This window comes from Stenotrophomonas sp. LMG 10879 (assembly GCF_002750935.1).
Lineage (GTDB): Bacteria > Pseudomonadota > Gammaproteobacteria > Xanthomonadales > Xanthomonadaceae > Stenotrophomonas > Stenotrophomonas lactitubi_B.
On record NZ_PEJT01000003.1, the window covers coordinates 260324 to 280666 of the forward strand.

The following is a 20343-nucleotide window of genomic DNA, read 5'->3' on the forward strand; positions in this document are numbered from 1 at the left end:
AATTCCCCCCGGATACGTCGAGCCAATGGATGTCCTGATGCGCCGCAGCCTGTTTTTGACCCTGCTCCTTGCGCTGTGCCTGCCGGTGGCCACGATGGCCCAGAGCGGCATGCGAACCGAGGGGGATGTTGCCACTGCCAGTGGTGCGTACGAGGCCGAAGTGCCCGTCAACAGCCAAGCCGAGGCTGACCGCAACGGTGCACTTGCCCGCGCGTTGAGCGTGGTACTGGGCAAATTGTCCGGTGATCGCAGCGTCATGTCCCGCCCCGGCGTGGTCCAGGCGTTGCGCAATGCCAAGGACTACGTGGCCAGCTACGACTACAAGCAGGACCAGAGCGTGGGCGCCAGTGGTGCGCCAAGCTTCCGTACCCTGCTGGTCGCGCGCTTCCGCGAGGATGACGTGGACGGGTTGGTGTCGGCCCTGGGCCTGCCGCTGTGGCCGCAGCCACGACCGAAGCCGGTGCTGTGGCTGGCCGTCGATGACGGCAGCGGTCCGCGCCTGGTCAGCGTGCAGCAGGCCAATGCCGCGCGGCCGCTGCTGAGCCGGGCCATCGAGCGCGGCTACAAGCTCGGCCTGCCCAGTGGTGGTGCCGCCGAGCAGGCCCTGGCCGGTGCCATCTGGCGCCAGGACAGCGCCGCGGTCGCCCGGGCCTCGTCGCGCTACTCGCCGCCGATGCAGCTGATCGGCAAGCTCTACCGCGCCAATGGCGGCTGGCAGGCGGACTGGGTGTTCGTCGACAACGGCCGTGAACTGAACAAGTGGACCAGCAAGGACGCCAACGCGATGCGCGCGATGGCCGCCGGTGCCGATGGCGCCGCCGACGCGCTGGTCAAGCGTTATGCCAAGGCCGGTGCGGCCACCGGCCAGGCGGGCACCTACCGCGTGGTGGTGACCGGCATCAACAGCGCCGACGAATACCTGCGCCTGGCTGCCGGCCTGCGTGAAGTGGCGGTGGTGCGCAACGTCACCCCGCTGCGCGCGACCGCCGACCATCTGGAGCTGAATCTGGAAATGACCACCGGCCTGGCCGGCTTCAACCGCATGCTCGGCGACAACGGCGTGCTGGTGCCGTCGGCGACCCTGCCGGCCCTGCCGACGCCGATCGACGACACGACCGGTGCACCGGCACCGGCGCCGGTCAGCAACGAGTACCGCCTGCGATGATCCTGTCCCCGGAAGCGGAAATCGCGCAGTTCCTGCGTCGGCTGAAGTACATCCTGCTGGCGGGCCTGATCGGCTGGATCGTCTGGCTGCTGGCACCGATCCTGACCCCGTTCGTGCTGGCGCTGGCGCTGGCCTGGCTGGGCGACCCGCTGGTGGACCGCATCGAGGCCACTGGCCGCTCGCGCATGACCGGTGTGGTGCTGGTGTTCGTGGCGATGGTGCTGGTGATCGTGGCGCTGCTGCTGGTGTTGGTGCCGATGATCGAGCGCCAGATCACGACCTTGATCGCAGCGGCGCCGCAGGCGCAGGCCTGGTTGATGGAGAAGGGCATCCCCTGGTTCGAGCAGAAGACCGGGCTGGAAGTGATGCAGTGGATGGACCCGGACCGCCTGATCGAGTGGGTGCGCAGCCACTGGCAGCAGGCCGGCGGGTTCGCAACGACCTTCATGGGCTACGTATCGCGCTCGGGCTTCACGGTGGTCACCTGGGTGGTCAACCTGTTGCTGCTGCCGATCCTGGCGTTCTACTTCCTGCGTGACTGGGACAAGCTGGTCGAGCGCGTGGCATCGGTGATTCCGCGCAACCAGATCGGCACGATCACCTCGCTGGCGCGGGAATCCAACGAAGTGCTCGGTGCGTTCATCCGCGGGCAGTTCCTGGTGATGCTGGCGCTGGGCGTGATCTACGCCGGTGGCCTGTCGCTGGTTGGGCTCAAGCTGGGCCTGTTGATCGGCCTGATCGCCGGCCTGATCAGCTTCATTCCCTACCTGGGCGCGACCACCGGCATCCTGATGGCGATCGTGGCTGCGCTGGTACAGGCGCAGGGGTTCGACCTGAAGCTGCTGATCCTGGTCGGCGTGGTGTTCACCGTCGGCCAGCTGCTGGAGAGCTACGTGCTGACCCCGCGCATCGTCGGCGACAAGATCGGCCTGCACCCGGTGGCGGTGATCTTCGCGGTGATGGCCGGTGGCCAGCTGTTCGGCTTCCTCGGCATGCTGCTGGCACTGCCGGTGGCGGCGGTGAGCAATGTGCTGTTGCGCTATGCGCACCAGCGCTACCGGCAGAGTGAGCTGTATGCCGGCGAGAAGCCCGCGATCGTGCTTGATGGCGTGATCGACCAGCCCCATATCATCGTGCCTGGCAATGACAAGGGTCCGGAACTGAAGTGATTGGTGTGCCGCAACTTCCGCTGGCCCTGCATTACCCGCGGGACCAGCGCCTGGAGAGCTTCATCGGTGCGCCGGACGGCGCGCTGGCGCAGCTGCATGCCATCGCGGTAGGGGCCAGCCACGATTGGATCTACCTGGAAGGCGCGGCCGGCACCGGCAAGACCCATCAGGCGCTGGCGATGTGTTCCAGCGCCGAGCAGGCCGGGCGCCTGCCGACGTACGTGCCGCTGGCCAGTGTGGTTGGCCGGGTGCGGGTGGCGCTGGAAGGACTGGAGCAGCGCGAGCTGGTGGCGCTGGATGGCCTGGATGCGGTGGCGGGCAACCGCGAGGACGAAATCGCGCTGTTCGATTTCCACAACCGCGCGCGCGCTGCCGACGTGACGGTGCTGTACACCGCGCAGAAGGCGCCCGGCGAACTGGGCCTGGTGCTGCCGGACCTGCGTTCGCGCCTGAGCCAATGCGTGCGCGTGCTGCTGCAGCCGCTGGACGAGGAAGGCCGCGCGGCGGTGCTGCGCGAGCGCGCGCTGCGCCGTGGGCTGGCGATCGACGAGGCCGCCATCGAGTGGCTGCTGTCGCACACCGGCCGCGAGCTGGGTGGACTGATCACGCTGCTGGACTGGCTGGATCGCGAATCGCTGGCGGCGAAACGGCGGATCACCGTGCCGTTCCTGCGCCAGGTACTGGAAGAAGGCCGTCCTCGTTACTGAGGTTAGGGTTGGTCGGCAGGGCTGCGCCCTGCACCCGCCGAAGCCGAAGCAACGTCAACGTCAACGTCAAAAGCGGGCTACCCGTGGGATGGCGGGGTGGCTCAGGTTGCGGGGGGCGGCGCAAGTACGTCCATGTAGCCTCGGTCGCGCCTTGCTCGTGTGCGCTGTCCTGCGCACACGGCAAGACCGGGGTTGGGCGTCCTGCCCAACCCGCCCGAGGCATGCCTCGGGCCCATGGCGCTCACGCCCCCGCAACCTGAGCCACCCCGCCTTCGACAGGTTCCCGCGATCTGTCGGGACGGCGTTCTGCACTGCTGTCGGTGGGTGTCGACCTTGGTCGACACGTAGATCCACGCCATGCGTGGATGCGCTTATAGCTTCGTGAGCGAAGCGACCCGCTTCTGCTTTTCTTCCTTTTTCCGTGGCTGGACGCACACGCAAACTGTCAGAGGCCGGGCGGGGTGGGTTGCGCAGGGGCGTGAGCCGCATGGATGCGGCGACCGAGCTTACATGGACGTACTTGCAGCGCCCCCTGCGCAGCCCATCCCGCCCGGCCAAGCAAGGCTTCCGCTCTGAAGACGACCAACCACGAGGGGCTCAGCCGTTCGCGGCCAACTCAACGTCCAGCGCACGCAGGCGATCAACGGTCCCGACATCCGTCCAGCGACCGCGATGATGCTGACCGCTGATCCGCCCCTGCGCCATGAAATGCTTCTGCAACGGCACCACCGAGAACTTCGGTGGCACGCGCTCGCTGCCAGGTGCCTCGCCGATCACCGCGCGCCAATCGGTCACGATCGAAGGACGATAGACGCCGATGCCGGCATAAGTCAGGCACGGACCTTCGCGGTCGTGGTGCAGCATGCCGTGCGCGTCCAGCCGGTAGTCACCGTTGGGGTGCTGCGCGGGGTTGTCGACCAGCACCAGATGCGCTTCGCCGGCCGGTTCACGCGGCAGCGTGGCGAAATCGAAATCGGTCCAGATATCGCCGTTCACCACCAGGAACGGATCGTCCCCCAGCGCTGGCAATGCATTGAGGATGCCGCCACCGGTTTCCAGCGGGGTATCGCCTTCGTGCATGAAATGCAGGCGCAGGCCCCATTGGCGGCCATCGCCCAATGTGGCCGGAAACTGCGCGGCGAGCCATGCGGTGTTGATCACCACGTCGCGGATGCCGAACGCCGCCAACCGTTCCATGTGCCACACGATCAGCGGTTTGCCCGCCACTGCCAGCAGCGGCTTGGGCGTGTGCAGGGTCAGTGGACGCATGCGCTCGCCCAGGCCAGCGGCGAAAATCAGTGCCTTCATCGACGCGGCCTTCAGCGCAGCACGCGCATCGGCGCGGCCAATTCGGCCAGTGCCGGCTTGATCCGCAAGTCCAGCAGCTGCTGCAACGGTGCCAGTTCGCGGTAGCGCGGCAGCACCTCATCCAGGTAGGCGATGAAGCGTGGCGCGTCGTCCAGGTAGTGGCCCTTGTTGTCGCGGTAGCGCAGGCGGCAGAACAGGCCGAGGATCTTCACGTGGCGCTGGATGCCCATCCAGTCGGCATCGCGCAGGAAGGTGGCACGGTCGGGCACCGGCAGGCCGGCATCGCGCGCGCGCTGGTGATACTGCGACAGCCATTCGTCCACGCGCTGCAGCGGCCAGCTCAGGAAGGCATCCTTGAACAGACTCACCGCGTCGTAGGCGATCGGGCCACGCACCAGGTCCTGGAAATCCAGCACGGCCGGGCCGCCGTCCACCGGCATCAGGTTGCGCGGCATGTAGTCGCGGTGGGTCATCAGCTGGGCCTGGCCCAGCGCGTTGTCCATCAGCCGGCGGTGGACCAGCTGCAGGCCTTCGATCTCGCCGCAGTCCAGTTCAAGGCCAAGATGACGTTGCAGGAACCACTCATCGAACAGGCCGGCGTCACGCTGCAGCAGCGCTTCGCCGAACTGACCGAAATCGGCAGGCACCGGGATGGCCTGTAGGCGCAACAGCTGTTCGATGGAGCGGCTGAACCACGCGTCGGCATTGCGTTCGTCGAGGATCTTCGCCAGTGTCGGGCCGCCCAGGTCTTCCAGCAGCAGGAAGCCGGCGTCGAGATCCTGGGCAAGCAGCGCGGGTACGCGCAGGCCGTGATCGTGCAGCAGGCCGCGCATGCGCAGCCACGGCGTGGGGTCTTCCAGCCCTGGCGGGGCGTCCATCACGATGTGGCTGCCGCGCTGGCTGGTGGTGCGCCAGTAGCTGCGCATGCCGGCGTCGACCGAGGCGCGTTCGACCACGGCGTTGCCGTCCTCGAGCTGGGTACGGGCCCACTGCAGGCGCTGCGCGCTGCGCTGGGGATCAGAGGCGGGTTCGGTCATGCAGGCATATCCGGGCGCGCCGGGCGCGCCAACGTCGGGGCAGAATGAAGAGGAGGTGGCGACTCAGCGGCGGCCGCTGAACAGGCGCAGGATCGCCAGCACGACAACTGCGCCGACGACCGCGCCGAGGAAGCCAGCCGGTTCACCGGGCGCGTACCAGCCCATGTACTGGCCGAACCAGCCGGCCAGCAGCGCACCGATGATGCCCAGCACGATGGTCAGCAGGCAGCCCATGCGGTTGTTGCCGGGCATGAAGAAGCGTCCCAGCAGGCCGACGAAGAAGCCGACCAGGATGATGTAGAGCCAGCTGGTGCTGCCAAACAGACCGTTCATGCGCGCGATTTCCGCCAAGGGTGGACGCAGCCTAGCAAGGCCGGGCTGCGTCCGTCACGGTGTGTCTGGATCAGCAGCAGCCGTGGTCGCCGTGGCGGGTGCCACTGTCGGCGGCCACCGGCGAACCGCTGGTCTCGCCACGCAGGCTGGCCGCGTAGTGCTCGCTGATCACCTTGGACACGCACGAGGTGACCTTCTTGCCCATCGGGATGTGCAGGAACTCGTTCGGGCCGTGGGCGTTGGAGTGCGGGCCGAGCACGCCGGTGATCATGAACTGGGCGCCCGGGAACTTCTCGCCAAGCATGCCCATGAACGGGATCGAGCCGCCTTCGCCCATGTACATCGCCGGCTTGCCGAAGAAGGTCTGGCTGGCATCGTCGATGGCCTTGGTCAGCCACGGTGCCATCGCCGGCGCGTTCCAGCCGGTGGAGGCCTTTTCCAGGTCCAGGGTGACCTGCGCGCCGTTCGGCGGATCGCGCAGCAGGGCTTCCTTCAGCAGTTCGCCGCAGGTCTTGCCATCGGCGGTCGGCGGCAGGCGCAGCGACAGCTTCACCGCGGTATGCGGGCGCAGCACGTTGCCGGCCGATTCCAGCGGCGGCATGCCGCCGATGCCGGTCACCGACAGGGCAGGGCGCCAGGTACGGTTGAGCACCAGCTCGGTCAGGTCGTCGTTCATCGGCTTGAGGCCGTCGACCAGCGGGAATTTCTCGAAGATCGCGGTATCGACCACATCGGCGGCGCGCTTGGCCTGCTCCAGGCGCTCGGCCGGGATCTCCACGTTCATGCCCTCGATCAGGATGCGGCCGGTGTCCTGGTCCTCGATGCGCGACAGCAGCTGGCGCAGCAGGCGGAAGCTGGACGGCACCACGCCGGAGGCATCACCGGAGTGCACGCCTTCGTTGAGCACCTTCACCGAGAAGTTGCCGCCGGTCAGGCCTCGCAGCGAGGTGGTGCACCACAGCTGGTCGTAGTTGGCGCAGCCCGAATCCAGGCAGACCACCAGCGACGGCTTGCCGATGCGGTCAGCCAGGTGGTCCACGTAGGCCGGCAGGTCGTAGCTGCCCGATTCTTCACAGGCTTCGATCAACACCACGCAGCGGGCGTGCGGCAGGCCCTGGGCCTGCAGCGCCAGCACGGCAGCGAGCGAGCCGAAGATGGCGTAACCGTCATCGGCACCACCACGGCCATACAGCTTGTCGCCGCGCAGGACCGGGGTCCACGGGCCGAGGTCGTCGTCCCAGCCGGTCATCTCCGGCTGCTTGTCCAGGTGGCCGTAGAGCAGGATGGTGTCGTCGCCGGTTTCGGCGCCGGTCGCCGGAATTTCCAGCAGAATCAGCGGGGTACGGCCTTCCAGACGGACCACTTCGACCTTCAGGCCGGGCAGTTCCTGCGCCTTGGCCCAGGTTTCCATCAGGGTGACCGCCTGCTCCATGTAGCCGTTCTGCACCCAGTTGGCGTCGAACATCGGCGACTTGTTGGGGATGCGGATGTAGTCGACCAACTGCGGGACGATGTCGCTGTCCCACTTGTCATTGACGAATTGGCCGAGCTTGGCGCTGTCCATCTGAAACTCCGGTTGCATGGCTGATCCGCCCATTCTACGCCTCGGCCAAGGGTAGGGTTTTCCCTACATCACGTCGGGTATTTGGCTGGCTTTTAGAAATCCGTGAACCCGATACGCTGTGTGCATGTGGTGACGGACACTGTTTCGACCGACGGGATTGCCGGTCGGGACGGTCAGAACCACAAGGAGATACACGTCGTGCCTTGGTTTGTCGTGTTTAGGGCGCTGGTACTGGGAATGTGGATCGCGGCGGCGCAAGCTGCCGAGCCGATCGACATCAACCGGGCCGATGCCCAGGCGCTGCAGCAGGGATTGACGATGGTCGGGGCCACCAAGGCCGCGGCAATCGTCGAGCACCGGCGCAGACACGGCCCGTTTCACCGCGTCGAGGACCTGACGCAGGTGAAGGGGATAGGGACATCGATCGTCGAACGGAATCGACGGCGGATCACCGTTGGCAACACGATGTTGCCTGCGGATCCGGTACCCGGATCGGTACCGGTGCGAACCGTACCCAGGCGCTGACAACAGGAAACGTCGGGACCGGCAGGATGCAGGTCCATTGGCTACGGACAGGATGCCCGTAACCACCGACCGTCGCAGGGATGCGGCACCAATCACCAGGATGGTGGCATCACAGACCTGTGGAAGGGGCTGAGATACAAACAGGACAGACGCGGCCGCGTGCAGGATGCAACGCCGCCCCCGCTTCGCAGGATGCGAGGGGGTGGCAGCAGGCCGACAGGGACGTGACGATTGCCCGGTACGACACATGGCTGTGTCGCCGGGCAATTTCTTTTGGCGCAGCCACCACGCGCGCATGGTGTACGGTGAGGCCTTCGCATGGAATGGAATCGGCTGGATGCACCTGCACCGTTTGACCCTGATGCTCGCCGCCGCGCTGGCACTGCCCTGCGCCGCGCACGCGGCCGCACCCTCCAAGCCGGTCGCGGCGACGACGTCCGACGTGCGCGGGCCGACCGACCTCAAGCCCGGCGAGTACCTGTGGCATCCGGAAGTTTCGCCGGCCGGGCCGATCGTGCTGGTGGTGAGCCTGGATGAGCAACGCGCCTACGTGTACCGCAACGGCATCGCCATCGGCCTGACCACGATCAGCTCGGGCAAGACCGGCCATGAGACGCCGACCGGTGTGTTCACCATCCTGCAGAAGGACAAGGACCACCGCTCCAACCTCTACAACAGCGCACCCATGCCGTACATGCAGCGGCTGACCTGGGACGGCATCGCCCTTCACGGCGGCAGCCTGCCCGGGCACCCGGCCTCGCATGGCTGCGTGCGCCTGCCGCAGGCCTTCGCGCAGAAGCTGTTCAGCGAAACCAAGCGCGGCGATACGGTGGTCGTGGCCGATGCCAAGAGCGCGCCGATGACGCTGGCCTATCCGGCGGTGCTGGCGCCGGTGAATGCGCGCGGACAGGCCCTGCCGGAAGGCGAGGCCGGCGCCCCGGACAAGGCGTGGTGGGATGATGCGGCCGCCCCCAGCGGGCAGGTCGGCATCCTGGTCAGCCTGCACGACCAGCGCCTGTACGTACTGCGCGATGGCGTGATGATCGGTGAGTCGCCGTTGAAGGCCGACGCGCTGCCGGCGTTCCAGGGCACCACCCTGTTCGTGATGGGCCAGGGCTACAGCGATACCCCCAGCCCGCTTGATGCGCAGCAGCGCCTGCACCAGTGGACGGCCTATCCGCTGCTGGGCCAGGACCGCGCCCAGGCCACGCCGGACCTGCTGGCCACGCCGTCGTTGCCGATGGCCCTGCCGGCCGATTTCGCCCGCCAGCTGTACCAGGTGCTGGTGCCGGGCACGACCCTGCTGGTGACCTCGCTGCCGGCGGTGCGCCCAAGCGCGGCTGAATCGGGAATGCAGCCGGTCTTGGAATCGGAGCCGCCAGCGTCCACCCTCAAGGGATCCTGAGCCCTCCCTACGTGCCCATGTCTGCTTTCCGCCTGTGCCGGCTGGCCGCCCTTGGCCTGCTGGCGACCACTGCCAGCGCCCCGGCCGGGGCACAGACGCCTGTTGCCGCGATCAGCGCCGATGATCTCGCTGCGCAGCTGGCCCGCAGCGCGCCCAAGGCTGACCGCCGGGTGCTGCAGTTGGCCGCCCACGCCATGCGCTGCGCGCTGCAGCGGCCGGAACTGGGTGTCAGCGGTGAGCGCCTGAGCGTGATCGACTACTCGCGGCCGTCCACCGAGCCGCGGATGTGGGTGTTCGACCTGGCTCGCCAGCGGTTGTTGTTCGAGGAATGGGTGGCGCACGGCCGCAACAGCGGCGAAAACCGCACCGAGCATTTTTCCAACCGCGATGGCAGCTTCATGTCCAGTCTCGGCGCGTTCACCGCGCAGGAAACCTACATGGGCGGCAACGGCTATTCGCTGCGCCTGGCAGGGTTGGAGCCGGGTTTCAACGATCGTGCACGCGAGCGCGCCATCGTCATCCACGGTGCGCCGTATGTGAATCCCTCCACCGCACAGTTGCAGGGGCGGTTGGGGCGCAGTCTCGGCTGCCCGGCGGTGCGGTTGTCGGTGGCCAAGCCGCTGATCGACGCGCTGCGAGGCGGCACGATGGTGTTCGCGTACTACCCCGACCAGGACTGGCTCAAGCACTCGCAGCTGCTGGGTGGCGATTGCGGGACGGCCTCGGGTCTTGCAACGCGGTGATGCGCTGTGGCGCGCGGCATGATGCAATGCGCGCATGAACATCGACTCCCTGCTGCAGACCCCGAGCCAGGTGATTTCCAGCCTGGATTACCGCCGCGAACGCTGGCGCAACGGCCTCGGCTGGACCCGCGAGATCCTGCGGTTGCCGGCGCAGGGCGATGACTGGGCATTGCGCCTGTCAGTGGCCGAAATCGAACAGGACGCCGCGTTTTCCGCGTTCCCCGGTGTCGAGCGCGAACTGGTGTTGTTGCAGGGCAATGGCGTGCGCCTGCGTTTCGAGGACGGCCGCGTGGCCGAGGTGCTGCCACCGCATGGGCGCGTGCGTTTTGCCGGCGAAGCCGCGCTGCATGGCGAACTGGTCGACGGCACCACCCACGATTTCAACCTGATGTGGAAGCGCGAGCAGCTGCAGGCCGAGCTGCTGCACCGGCCGCTGGTCGGGCCGATGTTCTTCTTCTGCGAGCCGGGTGTGGCGTGGGCCCTGCACCTGTTGGGTGGGCAGGCCACGTTTGGTGCGGACAGTGGATTGCCTGCGATGCAGGGCGGCGATACCGCGTGGTTGGCGGCCGGCGCGCGTCAGCGGCATGCACTGCAGGGCGGCGGGGAGTTGCTGGCGATACGGGTGAGCGCCGCGGGCGGCTGATCCAGCGTCGGCGCCGGGAGGCAATCATCCACGCATGGCGTGGATCTACTGAAAATGCGGTCGCTGTGCTCCAGTAGATCCACGCCATGCGTGGATGCGGCGGCCAATACTGCGTCATCGTGCGAACCAAGGTTCGCACCCACCAGGAAGCGGTTCGCACCCACAAGAGGCGGTTTGCTCCACTCGTTCGCTCAATACACATCGCGCCGGTAACGACCGGTCAAAAGCAGCGCTTCCTTGCCGTCGGCACCGAGCACCTGCTCGATCACCGCATCCACTGCCGGGGCCATGCCCTGCAGGCTGCCGCAGACCAGGATCGTTGCGCCTTCATCGACCCACTGCCGCAGCGTGGCCGCTTCGGCCAGCAGGCGATCCTGCACATACCGATGCGCGCCGCCATCACGGCTGAATACCGTATCCAGGCGGGTCAGCGTGCCGTTGGCGAGCATCGCCTGCAGCTCATCGCCGAAGTGGAAATCATGCGCGGCCGAGCGTTCGCCGAACAACAACCAGGTGCGACCGCCGCCAACACGTGCGCGCTCGTGCAGGTGTGCACGCAGGCCGGCGATACCGGTGCCGTTGCCGATCAGCAGCAGCGGAACATCGATGGCGACGCCGTGGAAATTCTCGTTGCGGCGCAGGCGCATCTGCACCGGCTCGCCGACGACGGCGTGGTCGCACAGCCAGCCACTGCCAACGCCCGGTGTGCCATCGGCACGCAGCTGAAGGCGCAGCAGAAGCTCCACCGCGCCGTCGTCCATCACCGAGGCGATGGAATATTCGCGATGCGGCAGTGGCTGCAGTGCCGCCAACAAGCCAGGCAGATCGCCCGCAGCAACCAAGGAGGGCAGATGCGAGCGTGCAACGCGGGCGAGCAGCGTATCCCCGTCGTCCAACACAGTGTTGGCATCGAAGCCCTGCGCCTGCAGCCAGTCGCGCGTGCTCTGATCGGCGTGCTGGGGTCCGACCTCGGCGATGTCGCCCGCCTGCCAGTGCGCGCTGCTGTCAGTCGGTGGTTGCAGGCGCAGCCAATGGACAGGACCACCAATGCTGCCGGGATTGAGGTGGATGCGCTGCAGCAGCGTCCACGGCTGGTACTGGGCCGGTGTCCAATCGGGCAGTTCGCTGGCGTCGCCGCCGAGCTGGCCGAGCAGCTGCTGCCAGTGGCGCAGGGCGGCCGGGTCGGCGTTGTCGACTTCAATGGCATCGAACAGCGGATGCGCGCCATGCTGGCGCAGCCAGTCGTGCAGCTGGTGGCCGAACGCGCAGAAATGCCCGTAGCTGCGATCACCCAGCGCGAGCACGCCGTACTGCAGGTGGCCCAGGGGCGGCGGCGTGGTCATCACCTGGCGCAGGAAGGGCAGGGCGTGGTCGGGTGCATCGCCTTCGCCGGTGGTGCTGACGATGAACAGTGCACGCGCACTGCCCGCAAGCAGGGGCGCATCCACTTCGTGCAGACCGCGCAGGCGCACCGGCACGCCGGCCGAGCGCAGGGCCTGCGCACTGCGCTCGGCCAGTTCGCGGGCAAAGCCGGTCTGGCTGGACCAGACCAGCAGCATCGGTTGGTCGCCGCCTTCGGTCGTGTCATCGCGTGGACGGCTGCGCCACCACACCACGGTGCACGCCAGTGAATACAGCGCGGTGGCGGCCAGTGCGATACCCCACTGCCGCGACGGCGGCGCACCCTGCCACCACACTTCGCCAAGGTGCAGGCGCAGCAGGGCGAAGCCGATCACTGCCAGCAGGACCAGCACTGCGACGTTGCCAAGGGTTGCGCGCGAGAAACGAGTGCTCATGCGGCCTGCTTATCCAGCAGTCGCTGGAAGGCACTGCTGAGAGTTTCGCGCGGGCCATCGGCGGTGCGCTCCAGGAAGCGTGCGGCCAGCCCTTCGCGCTCTGCCAGCGCGATGCCCGCGTCGCGACCGAGCACGGTTAGTGCGGTGGCCCAGGCGTCAGCGTGCATCGCGTCGTCGGCGACCACGGTGACCGCGGCTGCGACCTGTCGCACCGGCGTGCCGCTGCGTGGGTCGAGGCTGTGACTGTAGGCAACGCCATCGTCCTGATACTGGTGCCAGCGATCGCCGGAGGTGGCCACTGCCTTTCCATCCAGCGCCAGTACACGCGGTGGCGTATCGGTGTGGGCATCTTCTTCCGGCGCCGACTCCACCAGCACGCGCCACGGCTGGCCGTCAGGCTTGCGCCCATAGCCTGCCAGTTCTCCGCCAACTTCAATCAGTGCGGCGTTCACACCCTGGCCGCGCAGCCACGCGGCGACGTGGTCGACGCCGAAGCCCTTGGCGATCGCCGAGAGGTCCAGCTCCAGTCCGCCCGGTTGCAGCAGCGCATCGTCCTGCCAGTGCAGGCGCTGCCAGCCGCAGCGTGCGCGGGTTGCCTGCAGCGTGACGGCATTGGGTGCACGTCGTTCACCGGCATGCGCACCGAAGCCCCACAGCGCCACCAGTGGGCCGAGGGTGGGATCGAAGGCGCCGTCGCTGGCGGCGGCGATGGCCTGTGCGCAGGCCAGGACGTGGCGGGTCTCGGCCGGCAGCACGCAGTAGTGACCCGCGTCGGCGCGGTTGTAGCGGCTCAGGTCGGAACCCGCTTCCCAGGTGCTCATCTGCGCGACCACTTCATCCAGGCGGGCCTGGATGCCCGCATGCAGCGGATGCAGGTCGCGCTGACGCGGTGCCACCAGTGACACGCTCCAGGTGGTGCCCATGGTGGTGCCACCCAGCCGGGCGATGTCGAGTGCGGTAGAGGTCATGGGCATGCGTAGCAGGCTGCGATACCCGGGTGCGCCGGGCATCGCAGCGATGCGTTTACTGCGGCAGTACTTCCAGCGTGGCAACGTAGCTGAGGCGGCGCTTGGCAGCCTGCTTGACCGAGGTCTTCTTGTCCTCGGTGCCGGTTTCCAGCCAGTACATGCCGGCTTCCGGCCAGGTCACCTTGATCTCGCCTTTGGCGTCGCTGGTCAGTTTCTGCTCGTCCTGCGCATTGCGGTAGCGGGTGCCACCGCGCACGATCTCGAACTCCAGGCCCGCAGTCGGCTTGCCGTCGACCAGTACGCGGAAGGTCGCTTCTTCGCCGGCGAACAGGTCGTTCGGGTGACCAACGGCCACCAGCTCGATGCCGCGGTTGGTCGGCTTCAGCGCGGTGTCGTTCGGCGCGCCGTTGGTGACGAAGGTCTCCACGCGGCCGACCGACTGGCTCACTTCCAGCTTCTTGGCATCCTTGGGCAGTTCGCCGAAGGTGGTGGCGGTGCCGCGCCAGCGCTTGCGCTCGCCATTCAGTTCATAGGTGGCCGACAGGCCGTCGTTGACCGAGGCGATGCGGTAGGTGCCCTGCTGCTTCAGCTCGACGTCGAACACGCTGCGGTACTTGCCGGTGGCCGCGTTCTGCGCCTGCACGGTGCTGCCGTCCGGGGCGGTGATCACCACCGATTCCAGGCGCAGCGGCACGTGGTTGAAATAGAACAGGTCATTGGAGACCGCACCATCGACGGTGATCCACGGCGCATTGCCGGCGATCACGGTCTGCGAGGGCAGCAGCCAGGCCTTGTGGGCCAGGGCAGAGAAGGGAAGGGCAGCGGCCAGAGCGGCGGCGAGGACGAGCGTGCGCTTCATGCGGAAGACTCCAGTTGGAAGGGGTCGGATCCCTTTCCAAAGGAAAGGGCTCTGACCCCGAGGATATGGCGATGGGGTCAGAGCCCTTCCTGCGGAAGGGATCCGACCCCGCTTGATCAAGGCTTGACGGCGAGGGTGACCTGGCCCAGTTCGGTGGCGCCCTGCGCGCGGCCGTTCTGTGCGGCGGTGGCCGGCCAGGTGAAGGGGATCTTCAGCAGTTCACGGCCGCCGACTTCGCGCACCGCTTCCACCACCAGGGTGTAGTTGCCCGGGGCCAGCTGTTTCAGCGCAGGCTGCTTGTCGTTGAACGACAGCGCGTGCTTGCCGGCGGGGCGGGTCGGGCCGGTCACGCCATCCACCGGCACCTGCAGGGTGCGGCCGCTCTTGCGCCACCACTGGCGCAGGTCGGGCAGCCACTTGGTGCCATGACCTTCGCTGTTGCTGGTCTGCTGGTACCAGACCGACAGGTTGGCGGCGACCTTCTGGTCGGCGCCTTCCAGCCACACCGCCACATACGGGCGGTGGTACTCGGCCACGTTGAGCTTGGGCACTTCGACGTTGATGTCGAGGGTGGTGGCGTAGGCCGGCGAGGTGGCCAGCAGGCCGCTGAGGGCGATGGTCAGGGTGACGCGCATGGGGCGGCTCCGGAGAAACGGATGGAAATCACGGTGGAAGTTCAGTGGATCAGCAGCAGGGCGATCAGCAGCGGAATCATCAGGCCCAGGCCGACCAGCGGCCAGGTCATGCGTCGCTGCCGCGCATGCAGGTGCAGCAGGAACAGACCGGTGATGCAGAACACCAGGCAGGCCACGGCGAACACGTCCAGGAACCAGCCCCACGCGGGGCCGGCATTGCGGCCCTTGTGCAGGTCGTTGAGGTAGGACACCGCGCCGCGCGAGGTCGATTCGTACTCGACTGCGCCGGTTTCGCGGTCGATGCTCAGCCAGGCGTCGCCGCCGGGGCGTGGCAGCGACAGGTAGATTTCCTCGGCTGACCATTCGGCGGGTCGGCCGCCGATGGAAATGCCCAGCTGCTCGTCCAGCCATTGCCGGGCCGGGCGCGGGATCGGCGCGTTGCCGTCCTCGCGTGTGCCGAGCTGGCCGCGCACGTCGGCCGGCAGTTCCAGATGCTGGTTCTGCACTTCTGGCTTGGCTTCGATCTTCGCCGCATGGTTCAGCGTGAGCCCGGTCACCGCGAACAGCAGCATGCCGATCAGGCAGACCGCCGAGCTGATCCAGTGCCACTGGTGCAGGGTACGCAGCCAGAAGCCGCGGCTCTGCTGCTGCACGGTGGAAGATGCGGGACGGCTCACGGCACGGTTCGGGACGGATGAATACTGGCCATTACATCATTGATGAGAATTGCTCGCAATTAGATGTCGTTGTGTATCTCTGAAGGGGTAGTGCGGACCGGTAGATCCACGCCATGCGTGGATGAAACGCCGACCAAGTTCGGTATGGGCAGTAGATCCACGCCATGCGTGGATGGAGCGGTGCCGACCAAGGTAGGCACCCACCAAGGCCGGCACTACCGGTCGCGGCCTCAGAACTTCGCGTTGAGCGAGATCCAGTAGCTGCGGCGCTGGTCCTTGGTGGCGTAGTCGTCCACGCAGTTGTATTCGCTGGGGCTGGTCAGCAGGCACGACTGCGAGACGAAGTTCTTGTCGAACAGGTTGTTGACCCGCGCGTTGAACGTCAGCCACTGCGTGGCCTTCCAGCTGCCACCGAGGTGGAAGATCGTGTAGTCCTCGTAGTAGCGGGTGTGGCTGGCACCGCCGGCATCGAGGATCGTGTCGCGGTAGCGGTCGTAGCGGCCTTCGCCGATCAACGACAGGCTGATGGCATCGTTGAGCTGCCAGTTCAGGCTGGCGTTGGCCATGTGCTTGGCCGGCATGGTGCCGGTGATCGGCAGGCCCTTGCCGGAACCGGCAGTCTGCTCGCTCTTGGTCCAGGTGTAGTTGCCGCGCAGCTGCAGGTTGTCCAGCAGGTCGACGTGGCCGGCCAGTTCCGCGCCACGTGTTTCGGCCTTGTCGATGTTCACGCTCTGGGTGAAGGTGCTGTAGCCCAGCGAGGCCCAGCCCGGGCCGATGTCCACGCAGTAGCCACTGCCGGCAGGTGCCACCTCGCAGTTGGGGAACGTGCCGCCGCTGGCGATCTTGTCTTCGAACTTGTTGATGAAACCGGTGACGTTGAAGCCCCAGCGCTGGCCCTCGTAGTACGCGGCCAGCTCGTAGTTGGTGCTGGTTTCCGGCTTCAGGTTGGGCGAACCCACCAGCGGCAGCACACCCTGGCCACCGAAGCCGGTGATGCCGGGGAACAGCTGGTCCGGACGCGGGGTCTTGTAGCCGGTGCTGACGCCGCCCTTGAAGGTCCAGGCATCGGTGGCGTTCCAGACCAGGTAGCCGCGCGGGCTGAGGTGGCTGCCGAAGATGTTGTGGTCGTCGTAGCGCAGGCCGAAGGTGGCGGTCAGGGTCTCGGTCAGCGACCAGTTGTCCTCGGCGAACAACGCCCACATGCGGTGCTTCTGCCTGGTGTTGCTGCGATAGCCGGCACCGTCCATGCCGAACACGCCGTCCACCATGTCGGTGTCGTTGTACTGGCCGCCCACGGTCAGCTTGTGTGCGTCGAAGTCCAGGTCGAGCATGGTGTCCAGCACGTAGCCTTCCAGCTCCATGGTGCGCAGCGGACGCGGCAGGAATGCCTGCAGGCGTGCCTGTTCGCTGGCGTTGAGTGCACCCAGCGCGTTGTTGCGGCCGGCGGCACAGTTGCTGGCGGCGCCGGTGCGGCGGCAGACGTCGTTCCACAGGGTCTGCAGGCCGGCGCGCTCGTCCAGCGTCAGCGGCAGCGAGCGGCCGAGGTTGTTGCTCTTGCTGTGGGTCAGTGAGGTCTGCCAGGTACCGAAGCTGTAGCGGCCCTGATGGGTCAGCGACAGCTGGTCGCGCTCATAGCGCTGGTAGGCGGTGTAGCCCACGCGCGGCTGCACCACGCGGCGGGTGACGGTGCCGTTGCCGTTCGGGTTCGGGACCACCGCGTTGCCCACGCGCCACAGGCTGGCCAGGCTGTCGAGCGTGCCGGTCTGGCCCTCGCTATTGTCGTACTTCTGGCGAGAGACGTCGTAGTCCAGCCACAGTTCGTGGTCGTCGTTGACGTGGAAGTTCAGACGCACGCCGGTGTTCCAGTTGGTGTTGGCCACCGACTTGCCGCCGCCACCGAAACCGATGCTGCGTTCCCACAAGGTGCCGTCGGGCAGGGTCAGTGCGTCCCATTCGGGATTGGATGCCTTGGCGTCGTAGTAGCTGCCGCGCACGGCCAGGCCGAGGCGATCCTTGACCAGCGGGCCGCTCAGGTACAGGTCGGTGCTGCGCGCATTGCCGAACTGATCGTCCTGCTGCACGGTGAAGCCCTGGGTGACCGCGCCGTGCCAGCTGTCCTGGTTGCGGCGGGTGATGATGTTGATGACGCCGCCCATCGCATCCGAGCCGTACAGGGTGGACATCGGGCCACGCACCACTTCGATGCGCTCGATCGCATCCAGTGGCGGCAGGTAGGCGAACTGGCCACCGCCGAAGTTGTTCGGATACAGCTGGCCGGCATTGCTCTGGCGGCGGCCGTCGATCAGCACCAGGGTGTACTCGGACGGCAGGCCGCGCATGGAGATGGTGGCGCGGCCGTTCTTGTCGGTGGCTTCCAGGCCGACGTCGATGCCCTCAACGTCGCGCAACGCGTCAACCAGGCTGGTGTAGGGGCGCTTGCTCAGCTCTTCGCGGCTGACCACGCTGATGCTGGCCGGTGCATCGACCACTTTCTGCTCGAAGCCGGAGGCGGTCACCACCACCTTGTCCAGGGTCTGCGGTGCGCCGCTGGCGGCACCACTGCCGTAGGCGGGAGCTGCGACGGCGGCCAGCACGGCGCTGGTCAACAGGTGGCGGGACAGGGACGAACGGACACGATGGCGCTGGGCCATGGCAGATACCTCGAAGGATGCAGGACAGCGCGATGCCGGGCGCGGAGCGCGCACGACAGGGGCAGGGAGGGCCCGGTCAGGGGCGGCAGAGGTGAAGCAGGCAGCGGCGAGCCGATGCAACCGCGCAGGCGGTCACAGCGTGCCGTGGATCAGGCGAGCGGCGGCGCCTGGCCGCGTTGCTGGCGACGCCCGGGCGCATCGGCCCAGGGCATGTCGGGTGCGGCCAAGGGCCAGTGCGGACGCGCGCCGGACGGAGCCGACGCGGAGGGAACCAGAGCAAGTTCGGTACGCAGCCAGTGGCTGGCCAGCAGCAGCGGCGGCGCCGGCTTGTCAGAGGACTTGGCCGGTGCAGAAGCGCAGCGCCGCAGCTTGGCCGGTGCTTCTTCCTGCAGGGGGCCTTCGCCGCCGCGCTCTTCCAGCGGCTGCTGCAGCGCCTGGGTTGCAGCCGCATGGGCCACTGGCAGCAGTGGCAGGGTGCCCAGCAACAGCGTCAACATCGCCACCCACGCCAGCAGGCTGGCCAGCGCAGGCCGACGGCCGCGCATGGCGGTGCCGAGCTGTACAAGCCGAAGCGGGCGGGGGCGGAACGGGCGACGCAAGCGGAAATCCCTGGCTGGCCGGAACATCCGGCGTCAACGGGGCGTGATTGTAATGAGACCCGTTAGCCGTTGCAAATGAGAATGATTGCCAAGTTGTCGCAAGGGTGGCCTGATCGGCTCAGACTTCGCTCCAGCGTCGCAGCAGGTTGTGGTACACGCCGGTCAGCTGCAGCACCGCGTCGGCATCGCCAGCGGTCTGTCGCAGGCGTTCGATGGAGGTGTCCATCTCCCACAGCAGGCGCCGCTGCACATCGTCGCGGATCATGCTCTGCACCCAGAAGAACGAGGCCACGCGCGCGCCGCGGGTGACCGGGTTGACCTTGTGCAGGCTGCTGGAGGGATACACGATCAGATCACCGGCCGGCAGTTTCACTTCATGCTCGCCGTAGGTGTCACTGATGATCAGTTCGCCGCCGTCGTACTCGTCCGGGTCGGACAGGAACAGCGTGCAGGAGATGTCCGAGCGCAGCTGCTCGCCGTTGGCCAGGTTCATCACCGCGCCATCGACGTGGAAGCCGTAGGTGCCGCCGCCGCTGTAGCGGTTGAAGCGCGGCGGCAGGTACTTCAGCGGCAACGCTGCGCTGAAGAACAGTGGGTGCCGTGCCAGCGCGACCAGAATGGTTTCGCCAAGTTCGCGGCGCAGCGGCGCAGCTTCCGGCAGTTGCTGGTTGTGCTTGGCCTGCGCGCCGAGGTGGCCGACAGTCTCGCGGCCATCGGTCCAGTCTGCCGCATCGAGCCTGCGGCGGATATCAGCCACCTGTCCGGCGCTGAGGATGTCGGGGATGTGCAGCAGCATGCGGAAGTCCTCAGCAAGCGGACGGTGCGACCAGGGCGCGCACCTGCGGATGGGGGGAGGCGGCGAGCTCGGGCACGATATGCGCCATGAAGGCGGGACTGCCGTGCTGCAGCGCCAGCCGCAGCCAATGCACGGCCTGTTCGGTTTCACCGGCCTGCAGCAGGATCGAGGCGTAGTTGGCCTGGCCGCGGAAATCGCCGGCCTCGGCCGCGCGCCGATACCACGCCAGCGCCGCCTGCGGATCGCGTCCGGTGTCCAGTCCGTCCTCCAGATGCCGGGCCAGCAGGTTCATCGACTTGGCGTGGCCCAGATGCGCCGCGCGGGTATACAGCGCCAGTGCCTGTGCACGGTCCTGCGGCACGCCACGGCCGGTGGCCAGCAGGTTGGCCAGGTTGTACAGGCCCCAGTCCAGACCGGTGTCGGCCGCGCGCCGGTACCAGACCGCGGCAAGCGAAGGATTGGCGGGGGTGCCCTGGCCCAGTTCATGGCAGCGGCCGAGCATGTTCATCGCCATCGGCGCGCCGTTGTTGGCTGCGGTCTCGTACCAGAGCAGTGCCGCAGCAGCGTCTTCCGGCGTGCCTTTGCCTTCCATGTGCATCTGCGCCAGCAGCAGCTGCGCCTCGACCTGCCCGGCCTGTGCCGCATCGCGCACGCGCGCAAAGGCGGCCTGCGGGTCGTGCAGCAGCAGGTCTGCCAGTGCGTCGGAATCAAACGGGGTGTTGGAAGCCATGCGCGGAGTATCGCCGGAAACAAAAACGGCGGC

The 20343-nt window shown here is 67.3% G+C and carries 20 protein-coding genes; 7 read left to right on the forward strand and 13 right to left on the reverse strand.

Annotation, left to right across the window (positions count from 1 at the left end):
* Window positions 1-37 precede the first annotated feature (37 nt).
* Genes CR919_RS06285 through hda form a run of 3 tightly spaced genes read left to right on the forward strand, consistent with a single transcriptional unit; the run spans window position 38 to window position 3041 of the window.
* Complete coding sequence (locus CR919_RS06285; RefSeq protein WP_243379943.1) at window positions 38-1165, forward strand: DUF2066 domain-containing protein; 1128 nt, start codon at window positions 38-40, stop codon at window positions 1163-1165.
* Window positions 1162-2334, forward strand: a complete 1173-nt coding sequence (locus CR919_RS06290; protein WP_099819274.1) for an AI-2E family transporter — start codon at window positions 1162-1164, stop codon at window positions 2332-2334. Before CR919_RS06285 ends, CR919_RS06290 begins: the two co-directional genes overlap by 4 nt.
* Entirely contained in the window at window positions 2334-3041 is a 708-nt protein-coding gene (gene hda, locus CR919_RS06295) for a DnaA regulatory inactivator Hda (protein WP_099819392.1), read from the forward strand. The genes CR919_RS06290 and hda overlap by 1 nt, the downstream gene beginning before the upstream one ends.
* Window positions 3042-3638: 597 nt before the next feature.
* On the opposite strand, the gene murU is transcribed toward hda, so the two are convergent.
* The 4 genes from murU to CR919_RS06320 form a co-directional block, all read right to left on the reverse strand.
* A complete protein-coding gene (gene murU, locus CR919_RS06305) occupies window positions 3639-4349 on the reverse strand; it encodes an N-acetylmuramate alpha-1-phosphate uridylyltransferase MurU (protein ID WP_099819275.1) in 711 nt (236 codons plus the stop codon).
* Between the two features lie 11 nt (window positions 4350-4360).
* Window positions 4361-5386, reverse strand: a complete 1026-nt coding sequence (locus CR919_RS06310; RefSeq protein ID WP_099819276.1) for a phosphotransferase — start codon at window positions 5384-5386, stop codon at window positions 4361-4363.
* A 63-nt stretch (window positions 5387-5449) separates the two neighbouring features.
* Window positions 5450-5719 carry a GlsB/YeaQ/YmgE family stress response membrane protein gene (locus tag CR919_RS06315; protein WP_089239335.1) on the reverse strand — a complete coding sequence of 90 codons (270 nt, stop codon included), beginning with the start codon at window positions 5717-5719 and terminating at the stop codon, window positions 5450-5452.
* A gap of 70 nt (window positions 5720-5789) precedes the next feature.
* Window positions 5790-7283 carry a M20 family metallopeptidase gene (locus tag CR919_RS06320; RefSeq protein WP_099819277.1) on the reverse strand — a complete coding sequence of 498 codons (1494 nt, stop codon included), beginning with the start codon at window positions 7281-7283 and terminating at the stop codon, window positions 5790-5792.
* Window positions 7284-7520: 237 nt separating this feature from the next.
* Here CR919_RS06320 and CR919_RS06325 point away from each other — a divergent pair, with 237 nt between their 5' ends.
* The 4 genes from CR919_RS06325 (at window position 7521) to CR919_RS06340 (ending at window position 10599) form a co-directional block, all read left to right on the forward strand.
* The gene (locus CR919_RS06325) at window positions 7521-7808 is read left to right on the forward strand and encodes a helix-hairpin-helix domain-containing protein (protein ID WP_343124856.1); all 288 of its coding nucleotides are present in this window, start codon (window positions 7521-7523) and stop codon (window positions 7806-7808) included.
* A gap of 337 nt (window positions 7809-8145) precedes the next feature.
* Window positions 8146-9213, forward strand: coding sequence for a L,D-transpeptidase (locus CR919_RS06330; protein WP_089241204.1), 1068 nt, complete (start codon window positions 8146-8148; stop codon window positions 9211-9213).
* 17 nt (window positions 9214-9230) lie between these two features.
* The gene (locus tag CR919_RS06335) at window positions 9231-9956 is read left to right on the forward strand and encodes a murein L,D-transpeptidase catalytic domain family protein (RefSeq protein ID WP_099819278.1); all 726 of its coding nucleotides are present in this window, start codon (window positions 9231-9233) and stop codon (window positions 9954-9956) included.
* A 34-nt stretch (window positions 9957-9990) separates the two neighbouring features.
* Complete coding sequence (locus CR919_RS06340; protein ID WP_099819279.1) at window positions 9991-10599, forward strand: HutD family protein; 609 nt, start codon at window positions 9991-9993, stop codon at window positions 10597-10599.
* Window positions 10600-10790: 191 nt separating this feature from the next.
* On the opposite strand, the gene CR919_RS06345 is transcribed toward CR919_RS06340, so the two are convergent.
* The 9 genes from CR919_RS06345 to CR919_RS06385 all read right to left on the reverse strand — a co-directional run bounded on the left by CR919_RS06345 (window position 10791) and on the right by CR919_RS06385 (window position 20310).
* The gene (locus CR919_RS06345; protein ID WP_099819280.1) at window positions 10791-12395 is read right to left on the reverse strand and encodes a sulfite reductase subunit alpha; all 1605 of its coding nucleotides are present in this window, start codon (window positions 12393-12395) and stop codon (window positions 10791-10793) included.
* Window positions 12392-13363: an FAD:protein FMN transferase gene (locus CR919_RS06350; RefSeq protein ID WP_099819394.1), complete on the reverse strand. Its 972-nt coding sequence runs from the start codon at window positions 13361-13363 to the stop codon at window positions 12392-12394. The genes CR919_RS06345 and CR919_RS06350 overlap by 4 nt, the downstream gene beginning before the upstream one ends.
* Window positions 13364-13418: 55 nt before the next feature.
* Window positions 13419-14222: a DUF4198 domain-containing protein gene (locus CR919_RS06355; protein ID WP_099819281.1), complete on the reverse strand. Its 804-nt coding sequence runs from the start codon at window positions 14220-14222 to the stop codon at window positions 13419-13421.
* A gap of 116 nt (window positions 14223-14338) precedes the next feature.
* A complete protein-coding gene (locus tag CR919_RS06360; RefSeq protein ID WP_032975835.1) occupies window positions 14339-14857 on the reverse strand; it encodes a DUF2271 domain-containing protein in 519 nt (172 codons plus the stop codon).
* A 41-nt stretch (window positions 14858-14898) separates the two neighbouring features.
* Window positions 14899-15534 (reverse strand): PepSY-associated TM helix domain-containing protein, encoded by a 636-nt coding sequence (locus CR919_RS06365; protein ID WP_099819282.1) that lies wholly within the window; start codon window positions 15532-15534, stop codon window positions 14899-14901.
* A gap of 230 nt (window positions 15535-15764) precedes the next feature.
* A complete protein-coding gene (locus tag CR919_RS06370) occupies window positions 15765-18185 on the reverse strand; it encodes a TonB-dependent receptor (protein ID WP_099819283.1) in 2421 nt (806 codons plus the stop codon).
* 149 nt (window positions 18186-18334) lie between these two features.
* Window positions 18335-18730 carry a hypothetical protein gene (locus CR919_RS06375; RefSeq protein ID WP_099819284.1) on the reverse strand — a complete coding sequence of 132 codons (396 nt, stop codon included), beginning with the start codon at window positions 18728-18730 and terminating at the stop codon, window positions 18335-18337.
* Window positions 18731-18902: 172 nt separating this feature from the next.
* Entirely contained in the window at window positions 18903-19580 is a 678-nt protein-coding gene (locus CR919_RS06380) for a Fe2+-dependent dioxygenase (RefSeq protein ID WP_099819285.1), read from the reverse strand.
* A 10-nt stretch (window positions 19581-19590) separates the two neighbouring features.
* Entirely contained in the window at window positions 19591-20310 is a 720-nt protein-coding gene (locus CR919_RS06385; RefSeq protein WP_099819286.1) for a tetratricopeptide repeat protein, read from the reverse strand.
* Between the last annotated feature and the right edge of the window lie 33 nt (window positions 20311-20343).